The organism is Blastopirellula marina, assembly GCF_002967715.1.
Lineage (GTDB): Bacteria > Planctomycetota > Planctomycetia > Pirellulales > Pirellulaceae > Bremerella > Bremerella marina_B.
Map to the genome: position 1 here is coordinate 383,567 of NZ_PUIA01000035.1, position 21,014 is coordinate 404,580.

Annotated in this window: 21 protein-coding genes; 8 read left to right on the forward strand and 13 right to left on the reverse strand. The window is 58.0% G+C overall.

Going from position 1 to position 21,014, the window contains the following annotated elements; genetic code table 11:
- Positions 1-97 precede the first annotated feature (97 nt).
- Entirely contained in the window at positions 98-2,947 is a 2,850-nt protein-coding gene (locus C5Y96_RS11505) for a hsp70 family protein (protein WP_105353237.1), read from the forward strand.
- Here the strand turns inward: C5Y96_RS11505 and C5Y96_RS11510 are convergent.
- Genes C5Y96_RS11510 through C5Y96_RS11525 form a run of 4 tightly spaced genes read right to left on the reverse strand, consistent with a single transcriptional unit; the run spans position 2,944 to position 5,388 of the window.
- Positions 2,944-3,156 carry a hypothetical protein gene (locus C5Y96_RS11510; protein WP_105353239.1) on the reverse strand — a complete coding sequence of 71 codons (213 nt, stop codon included), beginning with the start codon at positions 3,154-3,156 and terminating at the stop codon, positions 2,944-2,946. The two genes, C5Y96_RS11505 and C5Y96_RS11510, sit on opposite strands and share 4 nt — an antisense overlap.
- Positions 3,149-3,733, reverse strand: coding sequence for a zeta toxin family protein (locus C5Y96_RS11515; RefSeq protein ID WP_114322175.1), 585 nt, complete (start codon positions 3,731-3,733; stop codon positions 3,149-3,151). Before C5Y96_RS11515 ends, C5Y96_RS11510 begins: the two co-directional genes overlap by 8 nt.
- Before the next feature lie 2 nt (positions 3,734-3,735).
- Positions 3,736-4,320: a TIGR00730 family Rossman fold protein gene (locus C5Y96_RS11520; protein WP_199188680.1), complete on the reverse strand. Its 585-nt coding sequence runs from the start codon at positions 4,318-4,320 to the stop codon at positions 3,736-3,738.
- Positions 4,321-4,353: 33 nt separating this feature from the next.
- Positions 4,354-5,388 (reverse strand): DUF3500 domain-containing protein, encoded by a 1,035-nt coding sequence (locus C5Y96_RS11525; protein ID WP_233198920.1) that lies wholly within the window; start codon positions 5,386-5,388, stop codon positions 4,354-4,356.
- Positions 5,389-5,565: 177 nt separating this feature from the next.
- Between C5Y96_RS11525 and C5Y96_RS11530 the strand changes: the two genes are divergently transcribed.
- Positions 5,566-6,456: an alpha/beta hydrolase gene (locus C5Y96_RS11530; protein ID WP_105353243.1), complete on the forward strand. Its 891-nt coding sequence runs from the start codon at positions 5,566-5,568 to the stop codon at positions 6,454-6,456.
- 368 nt (positions 6,457-6,824) lie between these two features.
- The gene (locus tag C5Y96_RS11535; protein WP_105353245.1) at positions 6,825-7,709 is read left to right on the forward strand and encodes a CBS domain-containing protein; all 885 of its coding nucleotides are present in this window, start codon (positions 6,825-6,827) and stop codon (positions 7,707-7,709) included.
- Here C5Y96_RS11535 and C5Y96_RS11540 read toward each other — a convergent pair.
- From C5Y96_RS11540 to C5Y96_RS11555, 4 genes are all read right to left on the reverse strand, one after another.
- A complete protein-coding gene (locus C5Y96_RS11540) occupies positions 7,706-8,959 on the reverse strand; it encodes a tetratricopeptide repeat protein (protein ID WP_158261189.1) in 1,254 nt (417 codons plus the stop codon). The genes C5Y96_RS11535 and C5Y96_RS11540 overlap by 4 nt on opposite strands.
- Before the next feature lie 148 nt (positions 8,960-9,107).
- Positions 9,108-9,992 (reverse strand): phytanoyl-CoA dioxygenase family protein, encoded by an 885-nt coding sequence (locus tag C5Y96_RS11545; RefSeq protein WP_105353249.1) that lies wholly within the window; start codon positions 9,990-9,992, stop codon positions 9,108-9,110.
- 95 nt (positions 9,993-10,087) lie between these two features.
- The gene (locus tag C5Y96_RS11550) at positions 10,088-10,771 is read right to left on the reverse strand and encodes a hypothetical protein (RefSeq protein ID WP_105353251.1); all 684 of its coding nucleotides are present in this window, start codon (positions 10,769-10,771) and stop codon (positions 10,088-10,090) included.
- A gap of 35 nt (positions 10,772-10,806) precedes the next feature.
- Complete coding sequence (locus C5Y96_RS11555; protein ID WP_105353254.1) at positions 10,807-11,256, reverse strand: TraR/DksA C4-type zinc finger protein; 450 nt, start codon at positions 11,254-11,256, stop codon at positions 10,807-10,809.
- A gap of 140 nt (positions 11,257-11,396) precedes the next feature.
- On the opposite strand from C5Y96_RS11555, the gene C5Y96_RS11560 reads away from it, so the two are divergent.
- Both C5Y96_RS11560 and C5Y96_RS11565 read left to right on the forward strand, forming a co-directional pair.
- Positions 11,397-12,287 (forward strand): DUF1080 domain-containing protein, encoded by an 891-nt coding sequence (locus C5Y96_RS11560; RefSeq protein ID WP_199188681.1) that lies wholly within the window; start codon positions 11,397-11,399, stop codon positions 12,285-12,287.
- Positions 12,288-12,627: 340 nt separating this feature from the next.
- The gene (locus C5Y96_RS11565) at positions 12,628-13,605 is read left to right on the forward strand and encodes an acyl-CoA desaturase (RefSeq protein WP_105353256.1); all 978 of its coding nucleotides are present in this window, start codon (positions 12,628-12,630) and stop codon (positions 13,603-13,605) included.
- Positions 13,606-13,670: 65 nt separating this feature from the next.
- On the opposite strand, the gene C5Y96_RS11570 is transcribed toward C5Y96_RS11565, so the two are convergent.
- From C5Y96_RS11570 to C5Y96_RS11580, 3 genes are all read right to left on the reverse strand, one after another.
- Positions 13,671-14,462: a response regulator transcription factor gene (locus C5Y96_RS11570; protein WP_233198921.1), complete on the reverse strand. Its 792-nt coding sequence runs from the start codon at positions 14,460-14,462 to the stop codon at positions 13,671-13,673.
- Between the two features lie 57 nt (positions 14,463-14,519).
- Entirely contained in the window at positions 14,520-15,473 is a 954-nt protein-coding gene (locus C5Y96_RS11575; RefSeq protein WP_233198922.1) for a sensor histidine kinase, read from the reverse strand.
- Positions 15,474-15,547: 74 nt separating this feature from the next.
- Positions 15,548-16,570: a non-reducing end alpha-L-arabinofuranosidase family hydrolase gene (locus C5Y96_RS11580; protein WP_105353259.1), complete on the reverse strand. Its 1,023-nt coding sequence runs from the start codon at positions 16,568-16,570 to the stop codon at positions 15,548-15,550.
- A gap of 87 nt (positions 16,571-16,657) precedes the next feature.
- Here C5Y96_RS11580 and C5Y96_RS11585 point away from each other — a divergent pair, with 87 nt between their 5' ends.
- Positions 16,658-17,227, forward strand: a complete 570-nt coding sequence (locus C5Y96_RS11585; RefSeq protein WP_105353265.1) for a hypothetical protein — start codon at positions 16,658-16,660, stop codon at positions 17,225-17,227.
- A gap of 77 nt (positions 17,228-17,304) precedes the next feature.
- Positions 17,305-17,697: a hypothetical protein gene (locus C5Y96_RS11590; RefSeq protein WP_105353267.1), complete on the forward strand. Its 393-nt coding sequence runs from the start codon at positions 17,305-17,307 to the stop codon at positions 17,695-17,697.
- 49 nt (positions 17,698-17,746) lie between these two features.
- Here the strand turns inward: C5Y96_RS11590 and C5Y96_RS11595 are convergent, their stop codons facing one another.
- Both C5Y96_RS11595 and C5Y96_RS11600 read right to left on the reverse strand, forming a co-directional pair.
- Positions 17,747-18,145, reverse strand: coding sequence for a hypothetical protein (locus tag C5Y96_RS11595; RefSeq protein ID WP_105353269.1), 399 nt, complete (start codon positions 18,143-18,145; stop codon positions 17,747-17,749).
- Positions 18,146-18,179: 34 nt separating this feature from the next.
- Entirely contained in the window at positions 18,180-19,631 is a 1,452-nt protein-coding gene (locus tag C5Y96_RS11600; RefSeq protein WP_105353271.1) for a neutral/alkaline non-lysosomal ceramidase N-terminal domain-containing protein, read from the reverse strand.
- A 194-nt stretch (positions 19,632-19,825) separates the two neighbouring features.
- Between C5Y96_RS11600 and C5Y96_RS11605 the strand changes: the two genes are divergently transcribed.
- Positions 19,826-21,001: a serine/threonine protein phosphatase gene (locus C5Y96_RS11605; RefSeq protein ID WP_105353273.1), complete on the forward strand. Its 1,176-nt coding sequence runs from the start codon at positions 19,826-19,828 to the stop codon at positions 20,999-21,001.
- Positions 21,002-21,014 lie beyond the last annotated feature (13 nt).

The following is a 21,014-nucleotide window of genomic DNA, read 5'->3' on the forward strand; positions in this document are numbered from 1 at the left end:
ATCTCCTACTATCCGCGTTCATCCACGTAATCCGCAGTTCGATTCCCTCTTTGCGATCTCTATCTGCCCTGTGACTAATTAAGAAATCACTCCCACCATGTCAATCGTCAAAGCAACCTCTGCTCAGCCGCGGCCTGGCGACGAAGAGGAACTTCCGAGTCGTTATCTGGTCGGTATCGACCTGGGCACGACCAACTCGGCCGTGACCTTCCTCGATACGCAGACCGAAGGGGCGCAGATCGAAACGTTCGCGGTTCCGCAGGTGATCGCGCCGGGGCAGATCGAAGCCCGGTCGACGCTGCCGTCGTTCCACTATCAAGCGGCGCAAGGAGAGTTTCCCCAAGACGCGCTGCGGTTGCCGTGGAGCAAATCGGACGAGAACTCCGCGGTCGGCATGTTTGCCCGCGATCACGGCACGAGCGTGCCGGGGCGGATGATCAACTCGGCCAAGAGTTGGCTTTCGCACTCAGGCGTCGACCGCACGGCGGCGTTACTCCCTTGGCATGGCAGCGCCGATGTCGAGAAGCTTTCGCCGGTGGAAGTGAGCAGCCGTTACCTGCAACATGTGCGGCAAGCGTGGAATCACCGCTTCCAGAAGGAACCGCTGGAGCAGCAAGATATTGTGCTGACGCTTCCGGCATCGTTCGATGAGATCGCGCGGGAGCTGACCGTCGAAGCGGCCAGGCAGGCAGGGCTCAACCGCGTGGTGCTGATCGAAGAACCGCAGGCCGCGTTCTACGACTGGCTGGCCAAGCATGCCGACAGCTGGCAGCAGCACGTTTCGCCAGGGCAAACGATCCTGGTGTGCGACATCGGTGGCGGCACAAGCGACTTCACCCTCATCCGTGCTCGGGCCGGCGAAGAGAACCTGGTGCAGTTCCACCGAGTAGCGGTCGGCGAACACCTGATCCTGGGTGGCGACAACTTGGACCTGGCGCTGGCCCATCACCTGGAACAGAAGCTCTCGCCCAAGGACAAACTGCCGGCCGATCGGTGGTCGATCCTGGTACGGCGGTGTCGACAGATTAAAGAGTCGTTCCTGGGCCCCGATGCGCCGCAGTCGCAGACGGTTAGCCTGCCGGCACTCGGCTCGAAGTTGATTGGTGGTGCGCTGCAGTGCGAGGTGACACGCGACGAAGTCCACCAGGTGCTGGCCGAAGGTTTTTTGCCGGAGTGCGAGCTTACAGACATGCCGGACACGCGGACGTCTGGCTTTCAAGAATTTGGTTTGCCGTATGCCCCCGACGCGGCGATTACCCGCTGGCTGGCCCACTTCCTGACAACGCACCACGAGGTGATCGAAGAGGAAAGTCGTCACGCGAGCGGGGCCGTGCGGCCTGATCTCGTTTTATTCAATGGTGGTTTCTTCGAATCGCCGGTACTCAAAGGGCGTCTGCTGAAAGTGCTGACTCGCTGGTTCACCCAGGACGATACCAACTGGCAGCCGGTGCTACTTGAGAACAAGAACCTGGACCTGGCCGTTTCGCGCGGGGCGACCTATTACGGTCAAGTTCGCCGCGGGACTGGCGTGAAGATCACAGCCAACCTGGCCCGCACGTATTACATTGGGATCGGCAGCGGCGACACGCTTGAGGCGATGTGTCTTTTGCCTGCGACGACCGAGCCAGGGCAAGAGATCGATCTCGATCTGACGTTTCAACTGCGTGTGTCGGAGCCGGTCGAGTTCCCGCTGTTCATTTCCAGCACACGCCTGATCGACCAGCCGGGGCAGTTGGTGCCGATCGATCCGCAGCAGATCAAAGCCTTGCCGCCGATTCGCACCGTGCTGCGGGCACGCCGCCGGGCAGAAGCAGAGACGATCCCCGTTCACCTGCACGCCAAGCTCACTGAGATCGGCACGATTGAACTATGGTGCGCCGAGGTCGATAGCGACCGCACCTGGCGGCTGCAGTTCGACATTCGCAGCGCCACGCAAACCGACGTCGCCGCGCACGAGTCGGCCAAGGAAGCGGAAGGGATGCTCGACGAGTCGCTGTGGAACGATGCGGCCCAGATCCTTAGCGAAACGTTCGGCAGCGAGGCGACCCGCAAACCCCAGCCACTGATGAAAGACCTGGATGCGGCGTTGGAGATGCCCCGAGACCAATGGCCAACGTCGCTGCTGCGGCGGATGTGGGAGCACCTGATGGACCTGGAAGCAGGCCGCGGCAAAGACCCCACGCACGAGTCGCGTTGGTTGAACCTGACCGGCTACTGTTTGCGGCCGGGGTATGGGTTGGCACTGGATGACTGGCGCGTTTCGGAAACGTGGAAGCTGCTGCAGGGCAAAGTTATTCACAACGACGATAACTGTCGCAACCAGTCGCTGATTCTCTGGCGGCGAATCGCGGGCGGGCTCAATCGAGGGCAGCAGTTGGCCATCGCCGAACCCCTTCTGGTCGCGACGCGTGTGATGCACAAGCGCATGACCAGCGGTGGCGGCGGAGGGACGGCCGCAGCGACGTTCACCCCACAACAAGCAATCGAAGTGTGGCGACTTTTGGGGAGCCTGGAACTGCTGGGAGCCCAAGAGAAAACCGAGATCGGCCGCATGCTGGTCGATTTGCTGGGGAAGAAGAAACTGGAGCCGGCGCGGGGAGCGATGGCCTGGACGATCGGCCGGCTCGGCACACGAACGCCGGTGTACGGGCCGCTCAATACGCTGGTTCCCAAAGAGATTGCCGCCCAGTGGCTGAAAGCGATCACCACCCAAAAGACGACCGACCGCGCCGACCTACTGGCGGTGATGCAACTAGCCCGCCGCACCGACGACCGCTACCGCGACCTGGCCGAAGATGCCCGCGACGAGGCCGCCGCATGGCTTGAAAAGCAGCAAGCAACCGAGCACTGGGTCCGCATCGTGCGGGAAGGGGGGCAGTTGGATGAGGAAGAACAGTCGCAGATCTTTGGCGAGAGTCTGCCGACCGGTTTGACGCTGGTGCGTTAACTATTGGGGCGTTCTTGTTCCACTTGCTTTCGCAGGGCTTCTACGTCGATGTACTTTTCGATTTGATCGTGCGGGATCTCGCGCATTTCACCATCGAATTTTGCAAGCAGCGGTGTCTTCGTACGTTGACACGTTTCAATAACGGTAACCATTGCAGCACGGAACGCAGCGTCGGCTTTGTCCGAGATGTCATTCATCTTTTCAATCATGAAGATTCTCTGCGAATGATGTGAACTGCTTGTAGGAAACGTCGTCAAGCACCGTTAAATGTCCAGGAGCAGATTTGGCGAGGTAAGATGGCGGCGTACAAGAACCATCATACAAATGCCATCGATCAACGGAATGGCGATACGTATTCCAAAAGTTCCTTGCTCCTGAATTATACCTTCTCCGAATCACCTGTTCTGGGATATTATGTCCGCCTTGCCGCACTCGGTTAGCAACACGAATCACGGCATTCTCTACATGGGGCAGCCATAGAAAGAAGATTTCGATTTCATAGCCCCGCTCTCGGAGAGAATCAAACTTCTTAATATAGCCACGCCCAGAGAGGGTGCTCTCGAAGCTGAAACTTTCTCTCTTCTGCGTCAGCTCATCCATCCGTTGAAGCATGATCTTCCCTGCCGCCACACTCTGCGATTCCGGATCGAACGGTGAAAGACCGGCGGCGATCAGGTCGGCGTTGAGGAACTCTTTGCAGTGGACGAAGTCAGGCAGGAACTTCGAGGCGAACGTTGTCTTGCCGGCTCCGTTGGGGCCTGCGATTACGTAGACGGTTGGCGCCATCCTCACGTCTCCGACCGATCAATCCACCGCGGTTGTTCGTGCGGGTGGGCGGCGATGAGTTGCTGTAAGGCCTCGGCGGGATCGTCCGAGGTCAGCAGCAGGCCGCGGCAGTCGGTGGACATGAACTGCTGGTCGGTGGCCTGGTCGAGCATCGCCAGCAGCGGATCGAAGAAGCCTTCGATGTTCAACAGACCGCACGGCTTGTGGTGGAAGCCGAGTTGGGCCCACGTGATGACCTCGAATAGTTCCTCCAGCGTGCCGTATCCGCCTGGTAAGGCGAGGAAGCCATCGGAGAGGTCCGACATCTTGGCTTTGCGCTGATGCATCGAGTCGACGACGATCAGGTCGGTGCAGCCGTGGTGGGCCAGTTCGCGTTCGACCAGTGCCCCGGGGATCACGCCGATCACCTGGCCGCCGGCTGCGAGAACCGCATCGGCCAGCGCACCCATCATGCCGACTTTGCCGCCGCCATAGACGAGCTGAATCTTGTGCTCGGCCATCAAGTGGCCTAGCTGCTGGGCTGCCTGGGCATAGGCAGGCCGGCTTCCCGATGCCGACCCGCAAAAGACACACAAACTTTCCATCATCAATTCCGTTAGGATGGAATGACCACGTACGCGTTACTTCGCCGACAAAGCGAAGTCGCCACGCATGTCACGCCATACGCAGTGAATATGATTGGCCGGGTTGCCAGAGACGTCCGGCTGAGCGTTGACGAATTCAATCAGAAACGTTTCGCCCTGCACGCGGTAGTAGTGAGGCACGCCCCCCTTAAAACCGCCAGCCCAGGCAAAGTGAATGCCGTCCCAGCCGGCTGCTTCCAGATCGGCGTAACGCTTGGCAGCGACATCCTGCGGCATGGCCGAGATGTAGGTGTTGATCAGGGTCTTCAGCGTGGCCTTCTGGTCGGCGTTGAGGTCGCTCCAGGCGATCCCTTCGGCGGCGGTTTGCGGTGGGTGCGGTTCGCCGGCGTTGCGGATCTCGGAGGGGCACTTCTCGGCGATGACCGCCTTTTCAAGCTGTTCTTTCGCCAGCGAGTTCACCAGCAGGAATGCGAGTTGCTCTTCGTCCTTCAGCACTTCCATTCCCTTGGGGTAACCGTCGAGAACTTGCTCTTTGACCTGGGCCGGATTGGTGGCGAAGAACTGCGGCGTGGAGGAAACGACTTTGTCTCCTTCGACGACGAAGTTGAGCGAGAGGTGATGCCCCTCGAAGCTCAGGCCCCAGCGGTTGTTGCCGGTGGGCTCGCCGAAGATGGTCACGTAGTAACGCTGGGTGTCACGGATTGGGCCCTTCGTCTGAATGTGCTTCAGCAGGGCTTCCAGCGAGATGATCTTGGTGGTCTTGGTGTAACCCGCTTCGCTGAGTGCGACCTGCAGCAGAGCGTGGGTCAGCTTGCGCTGGTCTTCGGTCATGTTCTTCATCTGCAAGCCTTTACGCTCGTCTTTGGGGATGAAGTGCCAGCCGAGGCGCTGCTCGCTATCGTAGGGGTACAGCATGACCTTCTTTTGCTCGGCATCGAGCGACTCGACCAGGGCACCGGCCGCGGAGGTCATTTTCTCGCCGGTTCCGGCCAGGCGATAGAACGTGTAGGCGGACGAGACGGTGACCAATGCGAGCACCACAGAGGTTACGGCAAGCAGACTTTTTCGCACAGGAAGTCCTTTGGTAGGGGAAGGATAGGGGGTAGGATATCGGACAGGCCATCAAGCGAAACTATTGTTTCGGTGTAATATAAATTACCATGAGCGGTGGCGAATTACATCCCGCTTATCCGCCAAACCTGCCAAACTCGGCCCCACTCTCACCGATTTCACCCTGTGGAGACCATCATGCTGAAGAATCTTGCGCTGTGCTGTCTTGTTCTGCTTCTCTCGTGCACGGCCGTTTGGGCGGGCGAAGGTAAGAAAGGACCGCTCTGGAAAGATGGTGCCCCCGGTGCCAACGGAACCGAAGAAAAAGATATTCCCACGCTGACCGTCTTCCTGCCGGCATCCGAGATCAATACCGGCTGCGCCATCGTCGTTTGTCCTGGCGGCGGCTACGGCGGCCTGGCCACCAGCCACGAAGGGTTCGATATCGCCAACTTCTGGAACGAACGGGGCGTGGCCGCGTTCATGTTGGAATATCGCCATGCCGGTCGCGGCTACAAGCACCCCATTCCACTGCAAGACGCCCAGCGAGCGATCCGCACGGTGCGTGCTCGGGCTGAAGAATATGGTGTCGATCCAAACCGAGTGGGAATCCAAGGCTTCTCGGCTGGCGGTCACCTGGCTTCGTCGGCGATCACTCACTTCGATGCCGGCAATCCTGAAGCAACCGATCCGATCGACCGCGTCAGCAGCCGTCCCGATTTCGCCATTCTGTGTTACCCGGTGATCGCATTCGATCAGCCATACACCCACAAGGGCTCGCAAAATAACCTGCTGGGAAAAGACGCCGACAAAGAGTTGGTTCAATCGATGTCGAGCGAACTGCAGGTCACTTCCGATACGCCGCCGACGTTCCTGTTTCATACCACCGAAGATACCGCCGTCCCTCCGGCGAACAGCGTGGTCTTCTACATGGCTTTAATTAAGAACAAAGTCCCGGCCGAGATGCATGTGTTTGAAAAAGGTCGCCACGGCCTGGGTCTGGCCAAGTCGACCCCCGGCACCGGCGAATGGGGCAACCTGGCTTACCTGTGGTTGAAGAACCGCGGCCTGCTCGACGCGAAGAAGTAAGCCGCACGTTATCTACGCGGAATTCTTGCGGGTAGATAATTAACAATCGAATCAATCGTTTTCGGCAGCTTACTGTGGACTCTACATCTACAGTAAGCTGCCGAAACGTCTTTCTTGCCCGTGCTTGTAGGGTACGATTAGATATCACGTGCCCCCCAATTCTTGGGACTTGCCACATCTCACGGGCAACCGCAACGAATCCCCTGGGCGAGGGCCACAGGTTCGCTACAACCGTTACCAGGCGACGCATCTCCCCCCATATTTGCCATGAACTGCCCTACACGATGCCGGTTTAACCACGGGTAAAGCAGTAAGCTTCGTTAGGTAAAGGACCTACGCAATCGCTTACCTTTTGGGACAGTTTTGACATGATCGTCAGTCCATCGTTTTTGACACGCGGATTGGAAACGCTCGTTACGTTTAATCCAATCAGCGTTCATGAAGACGACACACTCGATGAGCTACTCGAGCGGCTCTACACGACCGGCTTTCACCATTGGCCGGTTGTCGATGAACAGCAGCACGTTATCGGTATGATCTCGGATCAAGATATCGTCCGCGCCGCGACCGAGCGCTACATTGCCAACACTTCGGTCGAACAATGCCGTAAGAACTACCAGGTACGTATCGGTAGTTTTATGAAACGGCGCGTAAAAACGATCGATCACCTGGCGTGCCCTCGCGAGGCTTTGAACCAGATCCTCGAGCAAGGCGTTCACTGCTTGCCGGTCACCAAAGAGGGTGCCCTGTGGGGAATGATAACGACGACCGACTTCATTCGCGAGTTCGCTTACAGCTCGCATATGGTCGGTGATGTTGCCATAAAAGAGGTCTACGACAGTGAACCACTGCTGGTCGAAATCGATACGTCCGTCGAAGACGTACGCAAGTTGTTTATCGAAAAAGGGCTCTCGTACGTGATGGTCGCTCAGGGGCAAAGCCCGCTGGGGGTCATCACGGCCCGCGATCTTCGCCGGCACTGCTGCCGTCAGATGGCACGCACACTCTACGATGGGCAACTGGGAGACACCGGTATCGCCATCGACCTGGTGAAGACGACCAGTTGCCTGAAGCGGACGTGCAACCTGGGCCTGGCCGCTACGATGATGTACGAGCAGCAGATCAATGCCGTGATGGTCTGCCCGCGCGAGGAAGAATACTTCGGCGTGATTACCGAAGACCACGTCTTGCGGCGCATCTACGACGTAGAACAAGCGGCCTTGCAACTGGAAACGGCTGGCGTTTCGCTCTAACGTCCTAGCAAGGTCAGCCGTTCGACTTCCAAGGGGAAGTCGTAGTAGGTGCGAATACTGGATGTTTTCGCCGACAGAACACGCACCTTGGCTGAATTACCGGTGGCTGGTCGGTTATTGCGGCGTGTCTCTAGCGTGAGTCGTTTCTCGGCTCGTTCCAAGTCTTGCTTTCGATCGGCATGCTGCTTGATCTCGGCCTCGAACCGCTGCTGCGTTTGCAAGCGACTTGTTCGCAGAACATCACGACTGGCTACCAATCGACGTCCTTCGGCCTGGACCAGGGCCAGGTCCCGTTCGTAGTCGTTGATCAATCGTTCAAGCCGGAAGATCTCGCGATCTAATCGGTCCTTCCGTACCGGGTCGTTCGTCTGACGCCGCTCTTCAGTCAAGCGAAAGACGTCGTCGATCAAGATCGCCAATTCTCGGCGAATGACATTCTGCTGCGACTCGAGCTGCGATATAGAGATGTTCAGCGGGACTTCCAACTGGGCAAAGCGCTGTTCTTCCTGCGTCCATTCGCTGCGAAGCTTATCGATCTGATCGGTGGCCTGTTGCTGATCGACCTGGATCTGCTTGCGGCGGATCTCCAGTTGCTGCTGGTTGTTTTGCTTCTCCATTTGCTCTTTCAGCTTGGCGTCGTCCTTGGCATCTTGCTGGTCGGTTGACGATGAAGTGAACAGCGTGGCGACGTCTTGATAGTTGTTGTCGAACTCAGTCTGACGCTGCCCCACCAGGGCAGGGCGAATGGCATCGCGGGCCCGCGTAACCAGCGCCGCGGAAACGTCACCAGAGCGAGGGCCTTCGTAGAAGCCGAACAACCGCCCCAACAGGCGAACCGTTTCCAGCACGTTCGCTTCCTCGGCGGCGGCCAGTTCGTTGGGGGGAAGTTGCTTCGACAGACGCTGCACCTGAACCAGCGCCGCGTCGAATTTATCTTGCAGCGTGCGAATCCAGATAAGGGCTCGCCAGCTGGGATAGTGCTTCGGATCGACCTCGATCGCGGCCTGAAAGACTTCGGCCGCCTCGTCGTACTGATGATGTCGCAACAGTGCCAGACCGGCGGCATACATCGCATCGGCATTTTGAAGCCGACGCGCCGCCGCGGTTCCTTCGCGGGCAGCGGCCATTCCATCGGGACCGACCTGCCAACCTTCGCGCAGCAGTTGATCGATCACCTCTTGCGCTTCCGCAGCAGGGGCACGGCCAGCCGACCATGTCAGGCCGACAGCGAGAACGAGAGCAGTCGACAACCAGACAGATACCATTCGACGGGGATTATGCCCCATACCACGACTCCCGAGACGTTCAATGCACACGATCAGCCAACGAAAAGCTCTTCCAGAAGAAGCCACTGGTATCGTAGGAACGATCGGGGAAAATGACAAGAATTTTTCGCAATTAGACTATCGAGGCCGGGTCGAACAGCAGCGGAAAGAACTGGCCTTCCATCTTCTGACCTTGCGCAATTGGGGGAACACCGGTCAGCAGTTCTTCGTTTTTATCGCTGACGACACCATCGCGGAATGCATTGATCACCGTCGCGCGGCGCGGGCGATCGATGCGATTTTCAAACGAGCCATGCACCATCAACGGATGATGGAACGTCGCTTCGCCTGCTTTCAGCTCGGCACCCACCGGATGCTGAAACTGTTCCCACTGATCGTCGGTCAGTACCTCGCGGATGGCTTCCATATTGCCAGCCAGGCCGGTGATCGGCAGGAGGTCCCACTTGTGACTGCCAGGGATGTACTGCACGCAGCCGTTGTCGTTGGTGGCATCGTCCAGCCCGATCCAGCAGGTCAAGTGCGCGATCGGCTTGGTACGTGTCCAATACGAATAATCTTGATGCCAGGCCACCACGCCCCCATGTCTGGCCGGCTTGCAGAACAACTGATCGTGCCAGAAACGAACCGGGCCGCCCAGCAGTTGACTGGCCGCCATCACAAAGCCCGGGGCCCACAGAATATCGTGGAATGCCGGTCGCAAACGCCAGGCACCCAGGGCATGAAACAGGACCGTTTCAGGCGTGGTCGATTCGTTGGTGTGGTATTCGTACCACAGCTCGTGCCCGGGATGATCGGCTTCGAAGAACTCGGCCAGTTCGCTGCGGAGCGTTTCGATTTGTTGGTCGTCCAAGATCTTCACGCCGGGCAGGTAGCCTTGTTCGTTAAAGAATTCGACTTGCTCCGGCGTAAGCCGATATTGCTCCCAGCCTGCGGCATCGGTGGGCCAGGCAAACAAATCGGTGGCGAGTTCATGCAGTTCAGACCAGTCGCGGGCCATAGTTCATCACTTCGAGCGAAGGTTCGTGGGGAGGAGTTTCGTGCGGTTGGATCGTTTATCGCAAGCCGCAGCACGAAAATCAAGTCGCCTAAGGACTAATGCTGGTGATCGTGATCGCCGTGCGAGTGATCGTGGTCGTGGCCATGATCGTCGTGATCGTGCGAATGGCCCGCCTGGCTGCCGGACGGGTGGATGTCGTTGAAATGGATATGCAGCTTGGGGCGTGCTTTGACCAGCTTCGACATGCCGTCGTCGGTCAGCTTCGTGCCGTCGGCGTAGAACGATTCGAGCTTTTCCATACCGGCGATCGCGTCAACTGCGCCATCGGTAACCGGGCTGTTGAGCAGATGCAGGTACAATATCGAAGGACTCTCGCTTACCTTGGCGATGCCGGCGTCGGTGATATTGGGCGAGCCAACTCGCAGCAGTTCCAGCTTGGGCAGCGCCGCGATCTTCGCGAGACCTTCGTCGGTCAACTCACTGGCCGGCAGGTTCACAATGGTGAGCGTGGGGATGGCGGCGATGACTTCCGCTTCGGCATCGGTCACCGGGGTTTGATCGAGACGAAGCTCACGCAAGTCGGTAGCCTGACTGAGGTGCTGTAGTTGCTGCAGCGGCACGGCGGAAGTGGTGACGTGAATGCTATCGGTGGCCGCCGACGAGACGTCCAGCAATTGCCGCTCGAACGATGGCTCGGCCCGCTGAGCCTCTTGGCTGGGTGGTTTGACGAAACAGCCGGCCAGCGAGATGGCGAAAACAACAAACAGGAGACGCGACATTCGATCTTCTCAGGAAAGTAAGTGCAGTAGGTAGGTCAGCCGCAACGAGGGCAGCGCAAACGATAGCGGGTCAGTCCGCCGCCGCGGGAGGTGCCAGATATCATAATCTCTCCGCACCGAGGACAAAAATCGGGCTGGGTATCGTCGTGGCCGTCGTCATCCTTTTGCTGGCAGGCGACGCAGATCTTGGTATCGGGGAAGATCTCGAGCCGTTCGGCCGGAATCGTCTTGCGACATTGCTCGCAGACGCGGCCATCTCCCCAGTCTTCCTCTTCGTCGCGAGGGAAATCAATCCGTAGGCCAACCCGGCCACACTCGCCGCAGGTCAGCTTGCGGCTGCTGCGTTGGAAAAGCTCTTCGATGATCGCCTGATCGGGGTTTTCTTCGCGGCGGAGCATCCCCACCTGGTGCAATAGGCGGAGTTTCTCGGCCGTTCCGACCAATCGGTGCCAGTGACAATCGGGGCAGCTAATCTCTTTCAGCATGCTTTATCCAGGGGAAATTGAGGCCCAATGGCCAGCCTATCGTTTTTCAAAACGGGGCAAGTTAGAATAAGGACCCACATCCGCAGCCATCCCTATCTTTGTATTGTTGCAAAAAACACCCACCCCGAAGAGGACATCTGATGTCGATGCGTAGTTTTCTTTCCCTGTTTTGTTGCCTGGCAGTGGCTTCGGTTGCCTGCGGCCAAGAGTTCAAAAGCGGTATCGAATGGCCCGAGCCGAAGGTGATCACCCCCGGCGAGAAGCCTTCGGACGCCCCGTCGGATGCGATCGTACTGATCGGTGCTGATGGCATGTCGGCCTGGGAAGGTGGCGAAAAGTGGAAGTTTGAAGACGGTGTCGCCACGGCTGCCAAGGGGGGCATCAGCACCAAACAAAAGTTCGGTGACATCCAACTACACATGGAATGGGCCTCCCCGGATGTCGTTAAAGGAACCGGCCAGGGACGCGGCAACAGCGGCGTGTTTCTGATGAATCACTACGAGATCCAGGTGCTCGATTCGTACGAGAACGAAACGTACTTCGATGGCCAGGCGGGTGCCGTTTACAAGCAGTCGCCGCCGATGGTCAACGCGATGAAGAAGCCAGGCCAGTGGAACACGTACGACATCGTCTTCACCAAGCCTGTCCGCAACGAAAAGGGAGACGTCGTCGCTCCGGCTCGCATCACGGTGATTCATAACGGCGTGGTGGTGCAAAACAGCTACCCGATCCGCGGCAGCACCAACTGGCACAAGCCGCCGGCCTACGATCGCCACAAGGATGCCGAAAGCATCAGTCTGCAGTTCCACGGCAACCCGGTCCGCTTCCGTAACATGTGGGTCCGCGAGATTCAGCCGATCGAACCGACCTTCGTGCCGGAAGACACCGAAATGGTCCGCTGGCGTGCCGACTGGTCGAACGAAAAGATCACCGCCGCTCCCGCGAAGGAAAGCGAAGCAACGGCCGAGGCAGAAGCCCCCAAGACCGAAGCGCCGAAGGAAGAAGCGAAGAAGGAAGAGAAGCCGGAGTAAGCCCAGACTTCGTATTTCGCCGAGATTCCATCACGCCGAGGGTACCCCAGTGGGTCACCCTCGCGTTGTTTCTTGAACTTGCCAATTCCTGCTAGCGTCCCATTTGACCTAATCAGCGGAGATCGCCCCACCTAACCGGGGTGTTTTCCTAGGAGAGCCGAGGCGGTAACCCTAGTTCTCGCCAGCATTTACATAACTATTACACAGCTTCGACACGCCATTTACCCTCGTGGCGACGATTCCTCTTACAATTCTTCTCAATCCCGCGACCCTTGAGCCATTGCCAAAGAATCGCGACTTGGACCTCTCCCCCGAATGGATCGAAAGTAAGGACCTATCCATGTCGATCGTCACCGAAAACGAAACGAATTCGCTACTCGGTGAGAGCAATCTCACGAAAGAGCGACCTAGCAAGAATAAGAAATCCGATCCCAACAAGCCTCGCCATTCAAAGCCGTACGCTCAGCGTTTCCGCCACGGTGGTGCCTGGCCGATTATTGGCTGGATTGGTTTGATTCACCTGGGTGCCTTGGCGGCACCGTTCTGTTTCACCTGGAGCGGCCTGATTGCCGCCGTGGTGTTGTTCTACTTGACCGGCTGCATCGGCGTGACGCTGGGCTTCCACCGTTACCTGACCCATGCCGGCTTCAAGACCACCAAGCCAGTGAAGTGGACCTTGGCGTTCATCGGTCAACTCTCTGGCGAAGGCTCGGCCATCGACTGGGTTTCGACCCACCGTAAGCATCACGCTCATAGCGATCAGGAAGACGACCCGCACTCGCCGCTGGATGGTGGACTGTGGGCCCACATCATCTGGCTGTTCCCGCATCATACCGGTCCTGAAAAGGACGAACTGCACATGCGTTGGGGACCCGACCTGCGTAAAGACAAGGTGCTGTGGTTTTTGCACAAGACGTTCATCTTCTGGCACCTGGCACTCGGCTTCGGTCTGCTGGCTTTGGGCTACGCGATCGGCGGCTGGTACACCGGCATCTCGATGGTCGTATGGGGGATGTTCCTGCGATTGACGGTGCTGCTGCACGTGACCTGGTTCGTCAACTCGGCAACGCACATGTGGGGCTACCGCAACTACGAAACGACCGACAAGAGCACCAATTTGTGGTGGGTCGGTTTGTTGGCCTTCGGTGAAGGTTGGCACAACAATCACCACGCTTACCCACGCATGGCCGTGCATGGTCACAAGTGGTGGGAATTCGACCTGACCTGGAACGTTATCCGCGTCCTTAAGACGTGCGGCCTGGTCTGGGACGTGGTCGACTACAAGCAAAAGACCAAAGACGGCACGATCAAGGTTTAACCGCCAGAATCGTCAGTCGATAGAATTCAAAAAGAAGGCCATGCAAACCGCATGGCCTTTTTTCGTTACTCTTCCGGCGACTCCGATTCGTCGGAAGATGGCTTCTTCTCTTCTTCCGGCTTGGTCACTTCTCCATCGGGAATGAACTGATAACCGGCGTCGCGGATGGTAATGAAGTGTTTGGGCTTCGACTTGTCTTTCTCGAACATCTTCCGCAGCCGGGCAATGAACTGATCGGGCGCGCGGGTCGAGACGTTCGCCGGCATCTCCCACACTTCTCGCAGCAGTTCTCCCTTGGGGATGATGCGGTTGGGGTGGCTGACGAAGTAGTGCAGCAGCTTCGATTCCAACTGCGTCAGACGAATCGGTTTGCCGCTGACGAATGCCTGGAAGCTGTCGAAGTCGATCTCGACGTCGCCAAAGCTGAACTGATGGACGAGTTCTTCCTGGACATCGTTTTGCGGTTGTCGTCGCCTGCGTAGCGACAAGAGGTTCTTCACGCGGCTGAGAAACTCGTCCAAGTCGAACGGTTTCATCATGTACTGATCGGCCCCGACATCGAACCCGCGGGTACGATCTTCGGAAAGCGTGCGAGCACTGAGAATGAGGATCGGCATATCCTCGCCGTTACTTCGCAGCGTTTCGCAGACGGCGTAACCACTCATGCCTGGCAGCATCAGGTCGAGGATCACCAGGTCGACGCGACCCGGGTTTTCTTCCACGATCCGTAGCGCCGTGCGGCCATCTTCCGCAACCGAGACCTGGTATCCTTCCGCTTCCAGGTTATAGCGTATGCCGATGGCCAGATGCTCTTCATCTTCTACCACCAGAATGTGCGTGTCGGCGTTCGATTTCATCGTCATGACATGGTTAAGGTGGTAAAGACGTTAAGCGGCACGTTGGTCAGGAGGGGCTTACGCCGGCACAGGTTCAGGGGCTTTGGCTTCTTCTAAGGTCTTGGCCCCCGGAAGTGTGACGACAAACACGGTACCGGTTCCCTTCGGTGGATCCTTAACGCGGACGTCCCCCTTCATGCGACGGACGAGCGTTCGCACCAGGTACAAACCCAGCCCGGTGCCAGGCTTCTCGCGCTGTAGCTCCAGGCCGAGTCGCACGAAGCGGCCGAAGATCTTCCGCCGCTGCGACAAAGGAATCCCCGGCCCGTTGTCGGTTACTTCAATGACCGCTTCGTCGTTGTATTTTACGCGGAGAAGTATTTTTACTTCGGGATCTTTGCCGGAATATTTCACGGCGTTGTCAATTAAGTTGCGGAAGATAATTTCGATATCGCCATGCAGCCCGCGAACGGTGCAGGGGACCGACTTCACCTTGATGGTATCTGGCGGCAAACGATACAGCAGGGCGACGTACTGGGCACAACCGGCCAACACCTTATCGAGCCGGACGTCCCCTTCTTCGGCATCTTCCCGCCGCCGATCCAACCGACCGGCTTCCAGCAGGTGATTGATCAGGTGATCCAGCCGCTCGATATCTTCGAGCATCGTCTCGTAGAACGCACCTACCTTTTCGGGCGGTATCGAACGGCGGTTAAGCGTTTGCAAATAGAGCTTGAGCGAAGCGATCGGGCTTTTCAGTTCGTGCGTGACACTATCGATAAAGTTGGCCTGCCGCTGGCTGAGATTGATCGCCTTGATCGACAGCACCATGTAGAAGATCACGCCTGCCAAAATCGCGGCCAGAAAGGTCGCCCCGATCGGCAGAAAGATCCAGTACAGGGGGGCGGCCTGTTCGTTCTCGGTCGCCCCCCAAACCGTGATCAACACCCAGCCCACGATCAGTGCAATCAACAGCACGATCATGATCACGGCGATCGTAATCGGTAAACTCAGGGTGCGGCGGCTGGACATAGGCAATCACGAAAGCTCAGTCACGAAATCAACGTGCCGCTATTATAACGCGAATCGGCCGCAATCCGAGGTCATCACTTGGGACCTGCCTGCTCCCAAATGGGCGTCAGCATGCCGATCCGCCATAAGAACTTGCCGTACGCTTTGCCTTGCTTGTCTTTGTCCCACGTCCCTTGAAAGATGAACCGCATATCGGCCGGATCGATGGTCAGCGTCTGGTCGTGCCCGGCACGGATCAGTTCGCCATGGCTGACGTTGTCGGTCCATGGTTCGACACCTTCGGCAGGCTTAATGTTCGAGTACGCTGCAAACGGATTGCTGGCGGTCGCGGCAAGGGGCGTCCACTTGCCATCCAGGCGATCGGCCACGTACGCTTTGAAATAACGGCGGCCGTTTTCCTCGATCAGGGTCAGGTACTTGTTTTGCCCCTGCACGCGGTAGGTGTGACTGGCCTCGAAGATCTTGTCCTCAAGGGCGACCTCGCAGTGTTCGAAACCGTGGGGGAACTGCTCGATCGGGGCCTGTGATCGCCACATCTTGCCGTTGAGGGTGGTGTAGAAAAGATAGGCGTGGGTATCGTCGCAGATGATCCAGAAGTCGAGTCCCCCTTGTGGCCGCGGATCATTCGGGCCGCCATCCCAAATGGGCGCGGCCTTGGTCCAGCTATTGGGATCGGCGATGTCTTCGGTGGTGGAGTAGGCCACCATCATCTTCTTTTGCCCCGGCATGCCCACCTGGTAGATGAGGTACCACTTCTTATGCGGCGTGAAGTAGAAGACCTGCGGAGCGCAGTAGTAGTCACTTTCGCAGACCGGCAAAATAGTGCGGGCAGACTTATCGGCGTCGTTCCAATCGGCGAACGAGCAGTACTCGATGACCGAACGCCCTTCCAATTTGGCCGTCATGAAGACGTGCCACTTGCCGTCGAAATAGACCACCGTCGGGTCTTTCTGGGCATGGCTCGGGGCGTTCTCGCGAACTTCCGGAGCGATCAGTGGAGCACTGTACGTCCAGCGTTTGGGTAGCTTGAACGTCTCTTGAGCGTTGGTGGTCGCACCCATCAATAGAAGCAGTATCAGCGAGAGAAGACGGTTCATAAAGTTTCTCGGCGCAAGTGGGGAAGAGAGTTGCTCTTCACATTATCATAGACGCAGCCGTCAATCGATATTTGGAAAGCCTTTTTCATGCGTCTGCTGTTCGTCCTGCTGTTTTGCCTGGCCTGGCTTGGGGTGTGCTGGCTGGGGATGATGGCCGTACACGAACTGGGGCACATCGCGGCAGCGATCGCCAGCGGCGGAAGCGTGACGAAGGTCGTTCTGAGCCCGGTGGCTATTTCACGAACGGATGTCTCGCCGAATCCTTACCCGGCGCTGGTTGTGTGGTTAGGGCCGATCTTCGGGGCATTGTTTCCACTGCTGATCTGGAGCGTGATCCCGCGCAGTTGGGTCTGGCCCAAAGGGCTGCTGCAGTTCTTCGCGGGCTTCTGTTTGATTGCCAACGGAGCTTACCTGGGGATTGGCTCACTGGAACAAGTCGGCGACTGCAAAGAGATTCTGCGTACTGGTTCGCCTGTGTGGACGATGTGGCTGTTTGGCCTGCTTGCGATTCCCAGCGGCTTCTGGCTTTGGCACCAGTTAGGCTCGCCGGTGGAACTGATGAAGGAGGATTCGCCGATCAACTCGAAAGCTGCCTGGTGGGCAGCGACCGCGCTGGCACTGATCGCCGGGACTGCCTGGCTGGTTTCGCCGGTATAAGGATTCACGACCCGCGACAAGCGGGCCCTACGGGTGTACGATGAACGGGTGAGTTCTTCGTTTGGGAAAGTTTAGCCATGAAGCCAATGACGCCTAGCTTTGCTTTCGTCTGTACGCTGCCGATCGGACCATTCGTGTATTTGGTTGGTGCCCCGTGGCTTCTCACGTTAGTCATGGGTGTCATCATCCCACTGTTGATGGCCTATATGGCACTGGTAAGCCTGGCCAGAGACGGTCATCTGGCTTGGGATCTCTGGGGCACACGCTCGTACTGGCTCCTGACATTTCCGCTTGTTTTGACGATACTCTCGATGGCCTGTTTCGTGGTCTCGCGATTGGGGTATTATCCCGAGTTATTCTTCATGGCAATGCTTGGCGTGTTTGGTGTCGGCACCTTCTTGATGGCCATCACAGGCTGCGTTGTCATCGTTTCTGATCTGATGGGCAAGATTCCTCTGAAGCGACCCTAGTGGATTGGCTGGTAGACGCTTCACACCCCGCGACACGCGCGGGGACCTACTAGATAGACACCAGCAAATGCCAGGGGACGCCTTCCTTCGTGGCCATGGTCAGAACATGGTTCCACAGGTCGAGTTCCTCCAGCACCTGGTTGGTGTTGGGGATCGCGGCGGGATGCGACCTGAGATGGTCTCGCAGGGCCGAGACTGTTTGCAGTCCTTGAGCAGGCGCGTACCACGTTTCTTTATCGAGCTTGACGTCGGACAGATCGAGGCCGTTGATCTGGGCCAACGCATCGGTCACTGCCGGGGACTGGCTTTTGAAATCGTTGAGCGAGACAACCCCCAGCTTGCGTGCAAGTCGGGCGAGAAAGATCTCGGACTTAGCGATTTCCGTGCCTGGCACCTCTTCGGGAATGCCGGGCACTTTACGATGCAATACGATCAAGAACTCCGGCATAACGAAGATGCCTCTTTCAGTCGCCTCGACGAATTTACTTGGCCTGCTCCTGAAGAGAATTAGACAGCTTCATTAAAGATTCGACAATCTTTGTGCTCGCTTTTTCTTCCACGAAGTTGGTTCCCAGCCATGTTTCGTAGCCGCCCAGGCGGTGCTGCTCGGGCGTGGGGAGATAGCCGAACGACCCGTTGGCCAGCTCGATCGTGAAGGCTTCCATAAACGGGCTGCGATCTTTAATCTCGAGGCCTGTTTCGGTGAATGTCTCGAAAGGAATGGCCGTGATCCCCAAGTTTCCGATCCTCAGAACCTGCAGCGGAACGTCGACCACGTCCGGGGCATCCTTGAGCCTGGCAATGCGGTCGGCGTAAATCTTTTCGCGGCTGTGGATGGGGGAACCATCCTTCTCGCGCGATTCCAGTTCCTCGAAATGCTTCAGCATCTCAGGCGTCGGCTTGCGTGCTTGCAGGGGTAGTTTCGTGTAAGCAGCGGCCAGGGGAACCCACTCTTGAAACTCAACCTTGGCGTGGGCATCGGCCACTTTGCTGGCCACCTTCTGGGCGACTTCCTGCATCTTCTCGTACGAGGCGTAACGCTTGGGGTTGGTCTCGGTGAAGTTGATGTTGTTCACGTCGCCGCTGGTTCCGTTGGAAAGAATACCCACGAACGCCGGCTGCTGATCGGTGGCGTTGAGCTTCTCTTCGATGTACTTGGCGAAGTAACCGAAGTAATCGGCGGACACGTCTCCACTACGAACGCCGCCGACGTAATGCAACGAGTAGTTGGCCAGCAGCGCGATCGGGCGTCCTTCCTTACTTTGAATGGAAACAAAGCAGACTTCGGGATCGACCGGTCCGGCCGGGCGATCGAGCGAACTGTTTGCGCGAGGCGGGTTCATCCGCACGCGATCGACACCGCCAAACGGATTGGTCAGATGCGCGGCATCGGTCATGAACCAGCGGCGATTGAAGACCTCGCTCGGTTCTTCGGTGCGGCCCCAACCAATTTGGGCTGGCTCTAATTGATTCACAGCACACTGCACACCGTCGGCAATCCGTTGGATCAAAAACGTTTGATACGACGAGAGCTCACTTTCCTTGATCAGCTTCGACTTGCCGCGGGCCGTGGTCGCCGAGTGGGTATGCGTAGCGGCCATCAATTGATTCGCGGCCGGAATCCCGGTCGCTTCTTCCACCAGTTCCTTGGCCGCGTCGAATATTTCTTCCGGAATGCCGACATTGTCGCACAGGACAATCGCCAAGCGGGTGGTGCCGTCGTCGAGCACAATGCAGCGGGCATGCAATTCGTCGTGAATGTGCCTGGCCGGGATCGGCTGCCAGCCACCGACAATCAATTCCCCCAACGGAGGCGTGATGTTGCTGGTTGCCGCGCCGGCCAGAAGCTGTTTTTCCGCGGCCGTTGCTGACGATGCAGCGGCAACAAGACCCATAAGCAGGCAAAGCAGTAGATGCGTGGCGTAGCGAGGCATAGTGATTTCCGTTTTCTGGTCGGCGGGGGAATCAAAAAGGCAGGTTCTCACAATGTAGCAATGTAGAACGTGATATCAATTTCATTTTCCACCATTCGCGAAATCGGATTGCAGACCTGACGCTCGCGGGAGAAAATACATTTCCGCGCAAGCCCTGCCGTTTCCTTCCCCTTCCTGCCTGGCTGAGAGCATCCATGACCCATTCTCGCTCAACCTACGCTTCTCTCTCGCGTCGTGCGTTCAACCGTGGCCTGGCATCGCTGCCGCTGTTGGGAATGGCTTCGTCTCTTTCGGCGGCAGAAACACCGCGGCCGATTCACCTGCCGGAGGATCCGTCTCGTGGAATTCTCGAAGGGTGGACGATCGCCCTCTTTCCCGATACGCAGAACTACGCCAAGTACGGTAAGAATCAGAAGAACTTCGAGCGAATGTGCCAGTGGGTGCTCGAGCAGCAGGATGCCTGGCGGATTGGCCTGGTGATGCACGAAGGGGACTTCGTCGAGCAGAACAATATCGCCGAAGGGGGTGGCCGCGGCTGGGGTGATCAACACTCGCAGTCGCAGTGGGAAAGCGCGAAGCGAGCCCTCGGCCGGCTGGAAGGAAACGTGCCGATCGTCTTCGCCACCGGCAATCACGACTACGGCATCCGCAATGCCGAAACGCGCGAGACGCAGGTCAACGATTACTTCGGGATGACCGACAACAAGCTGGTCTCGGACGGGCAGGGGGGTGGTATTCTGATCGAAGCCGGCAAAAACGCCACCGGCAAACCAACGCTGGAGAATGCCGCCTACGAAGTGCGCGTGCCGGATGGTCGCAAGCTGCTGATCGTGGCTTTGGAATGGGGACCGCGCCGCGAGGCGGTTGCCTGGGCCAAGCAATTGGTAGGGCAAGAACGCTATCGGCAGCATACCGGAATCCTGCTGGTACACGACTTCGTGACGCCAGAGTCGCAGCGGGACGGGCAAGACGGCAACCGCAAGCGAAGTGGCAACCCCCACACCTACCCGACCGGGCGCGACGGCGATACGCACGACGGGGAAGACCTGTGGCAAGGGCTCGTTCATGACGCCCCGCAGTTTCAGCTGGTTCTTAACGGGCATGAAATGGGAAGCCACGTTGGTCGCCGCACCGATCCTAACGCGGCAGGCATGCCGGTGCATCAGATGCTGTTCAATGCCCAAGGGCTGGGTGGTGGCTCCGCCGAAAAAGGAAACGGCGGCGATGGCTGGATGCGGCTGCTCACCTTCGAGCCCGATGGCGTCACATTGACGGTTCGGACTTTCTCACCATTGAAGCTGGACGAAGGCAAATCGCCCTGGTGGAATCATCCTGCGTGGTGCTTCTCGCTTCCCATTCAGCCGGTCTAGGGGATTCCACGGA

Excerpts from the sequence above, each read along its gene's own strand:
- C5Y96_RS11505 (WP_105353237.1), top strand. The coding sequence starts at position 98 with ATGTCAATCGTCAAAGCAACCTCTGCTCAGCCGCGGCCTGGCGACGAA.
- C5Y96_RS11510 (WP_105353239.1), bottom strand. The coding sequence starts at position 3,156 with ATGATTGAAAAGATGAATGACATCTCGGACAAAGCCGACGCTGCGTTC.
- C5Y96_RS11515 (WP_114322175.1), bottom strand. The coding sequence starts at position 3,733 with ATGGCGCCAACCGTCTACGTAATCGCAGGCCCCAACGGAGCCGGCAAG.
- C5Y96_RS11520 (WP_199188680.1), bottom strand. The coding sequence starts at position 4,320 with ATGATGGAAAGTTTGTGTGTCTTTTGCGGGTCGGCATCGGGAAGCCGG.
- C5Y96_RS11530 (WP_105353243.1), top strand. The coding sequence starts at position 5,566 with ATGCTGAAGAATCTTGCGCTGTGCTGTCTTGTTCTGCTTCTCTCGTGC.
- C5Y96_RS11535 (WP_105353245.1), top strand. The coding sequence starts at position 6,825 with ATGATCGTCAGTCCATCGTTTTTGACACGCGGATTGGAAACGCTCGTT.
- C5Y96_RS11545 (WP_105353249.1), bottom strand. The coding sequence starts at position 9,992 with ATGGCCCGCGACTGGTCTGAACTGCATGAACTCGCCACCGATTTGTTT.
- C5Y96_RS11550 (WP_105353251.1), bottom strand. The coding sequence starts at position 10,771 with ATGTCGCGTCTCCTGTTTGTTGTTTTCGCCATCTCGCTGGCCGGCTGT.
- C5Y96_RS11555 (WP_105353254.1), bottom strand. The coding sequence starts at position 11,256 with ATGCTGAAAGAGATTAGCTGCCCCGATTGTCACTGGCACCGATTGGTC.
- C5Y96_RS11560 (WP_199188681.1), top strand. The coding sequence starts at position 11,397 with ATGTCGATGCGTAGTTTTCTTTCCCTGTTTTGTTGCCTGGCAGTGGCT.
- C5Y96_RS11565 (WP_105353256.1), top strand. The coding sequence starts at position 12,628 with ATGTCGATCGTCACCGAAAACGAAACGAATTCGCTACTCGGTGAGAGC.
- C5Y96_RS11570 (WP_233198921.1), bottom strand. The coding sequence starts at position 14,462 with ATGAAATCGAACGCCGACACGCACATTCTGGTGGTAGAAGATGAAGAG.
- C5Y96_RS11575 (WP_233198922.1), bottom strand. The coding sequence starts at position 15,473 with ATGTCCAGCCGCCGCACCCTGAGTTTACCGATTACGATCGCCGTGATC.
- C5Y96_RS11580 (WP_105353259.1), bottom strand. The coding sequence starts at position 16,570 with ATGAACCGTCTTCTCTCGCTGATACTGCTTCTATTGATGGGTGCGACC.
- C5Y96_RS11585 (WP_105353265.1), top strand. The coding sequence starts at position 16,658 with ATGCGTCTGCTGTTCGTCCTGCTGTTTTGCCTGGCCTGGCTTGGGGTG.
- C5Y96_RS11590 (WP_105353267.1), top strand. The coding sequence starts at position 17,305 with ATGAAGCCAATGACGCCTAGCTTTGCTTTCGTCTGTACGCTGCCGATC.
- C5Y96_RS11595 (WP_105353269.1), bottom strand. The coding sequence starts at position 18,145 with ATGCCGGAGTTCTTGATCGTATTGCATCGTAAAGTGCCCGGCATTCCC.
- C5Y96_RS11600 (WP_105353271.1), bottom strand. The coding sequence starts at position 19,631 with ATGCCTCGCTACGCCACGCATCTACTGCTTTGCCTGCTTATGGGTCTT.
- C5Y96_RS11605 (WP_105353273.1), top strand. The coding sequence starts at position 19,826 with ATGACCCATTCTCGCTCAACCTACGCTTCTCTCTCGCGTCGTGCGTTC.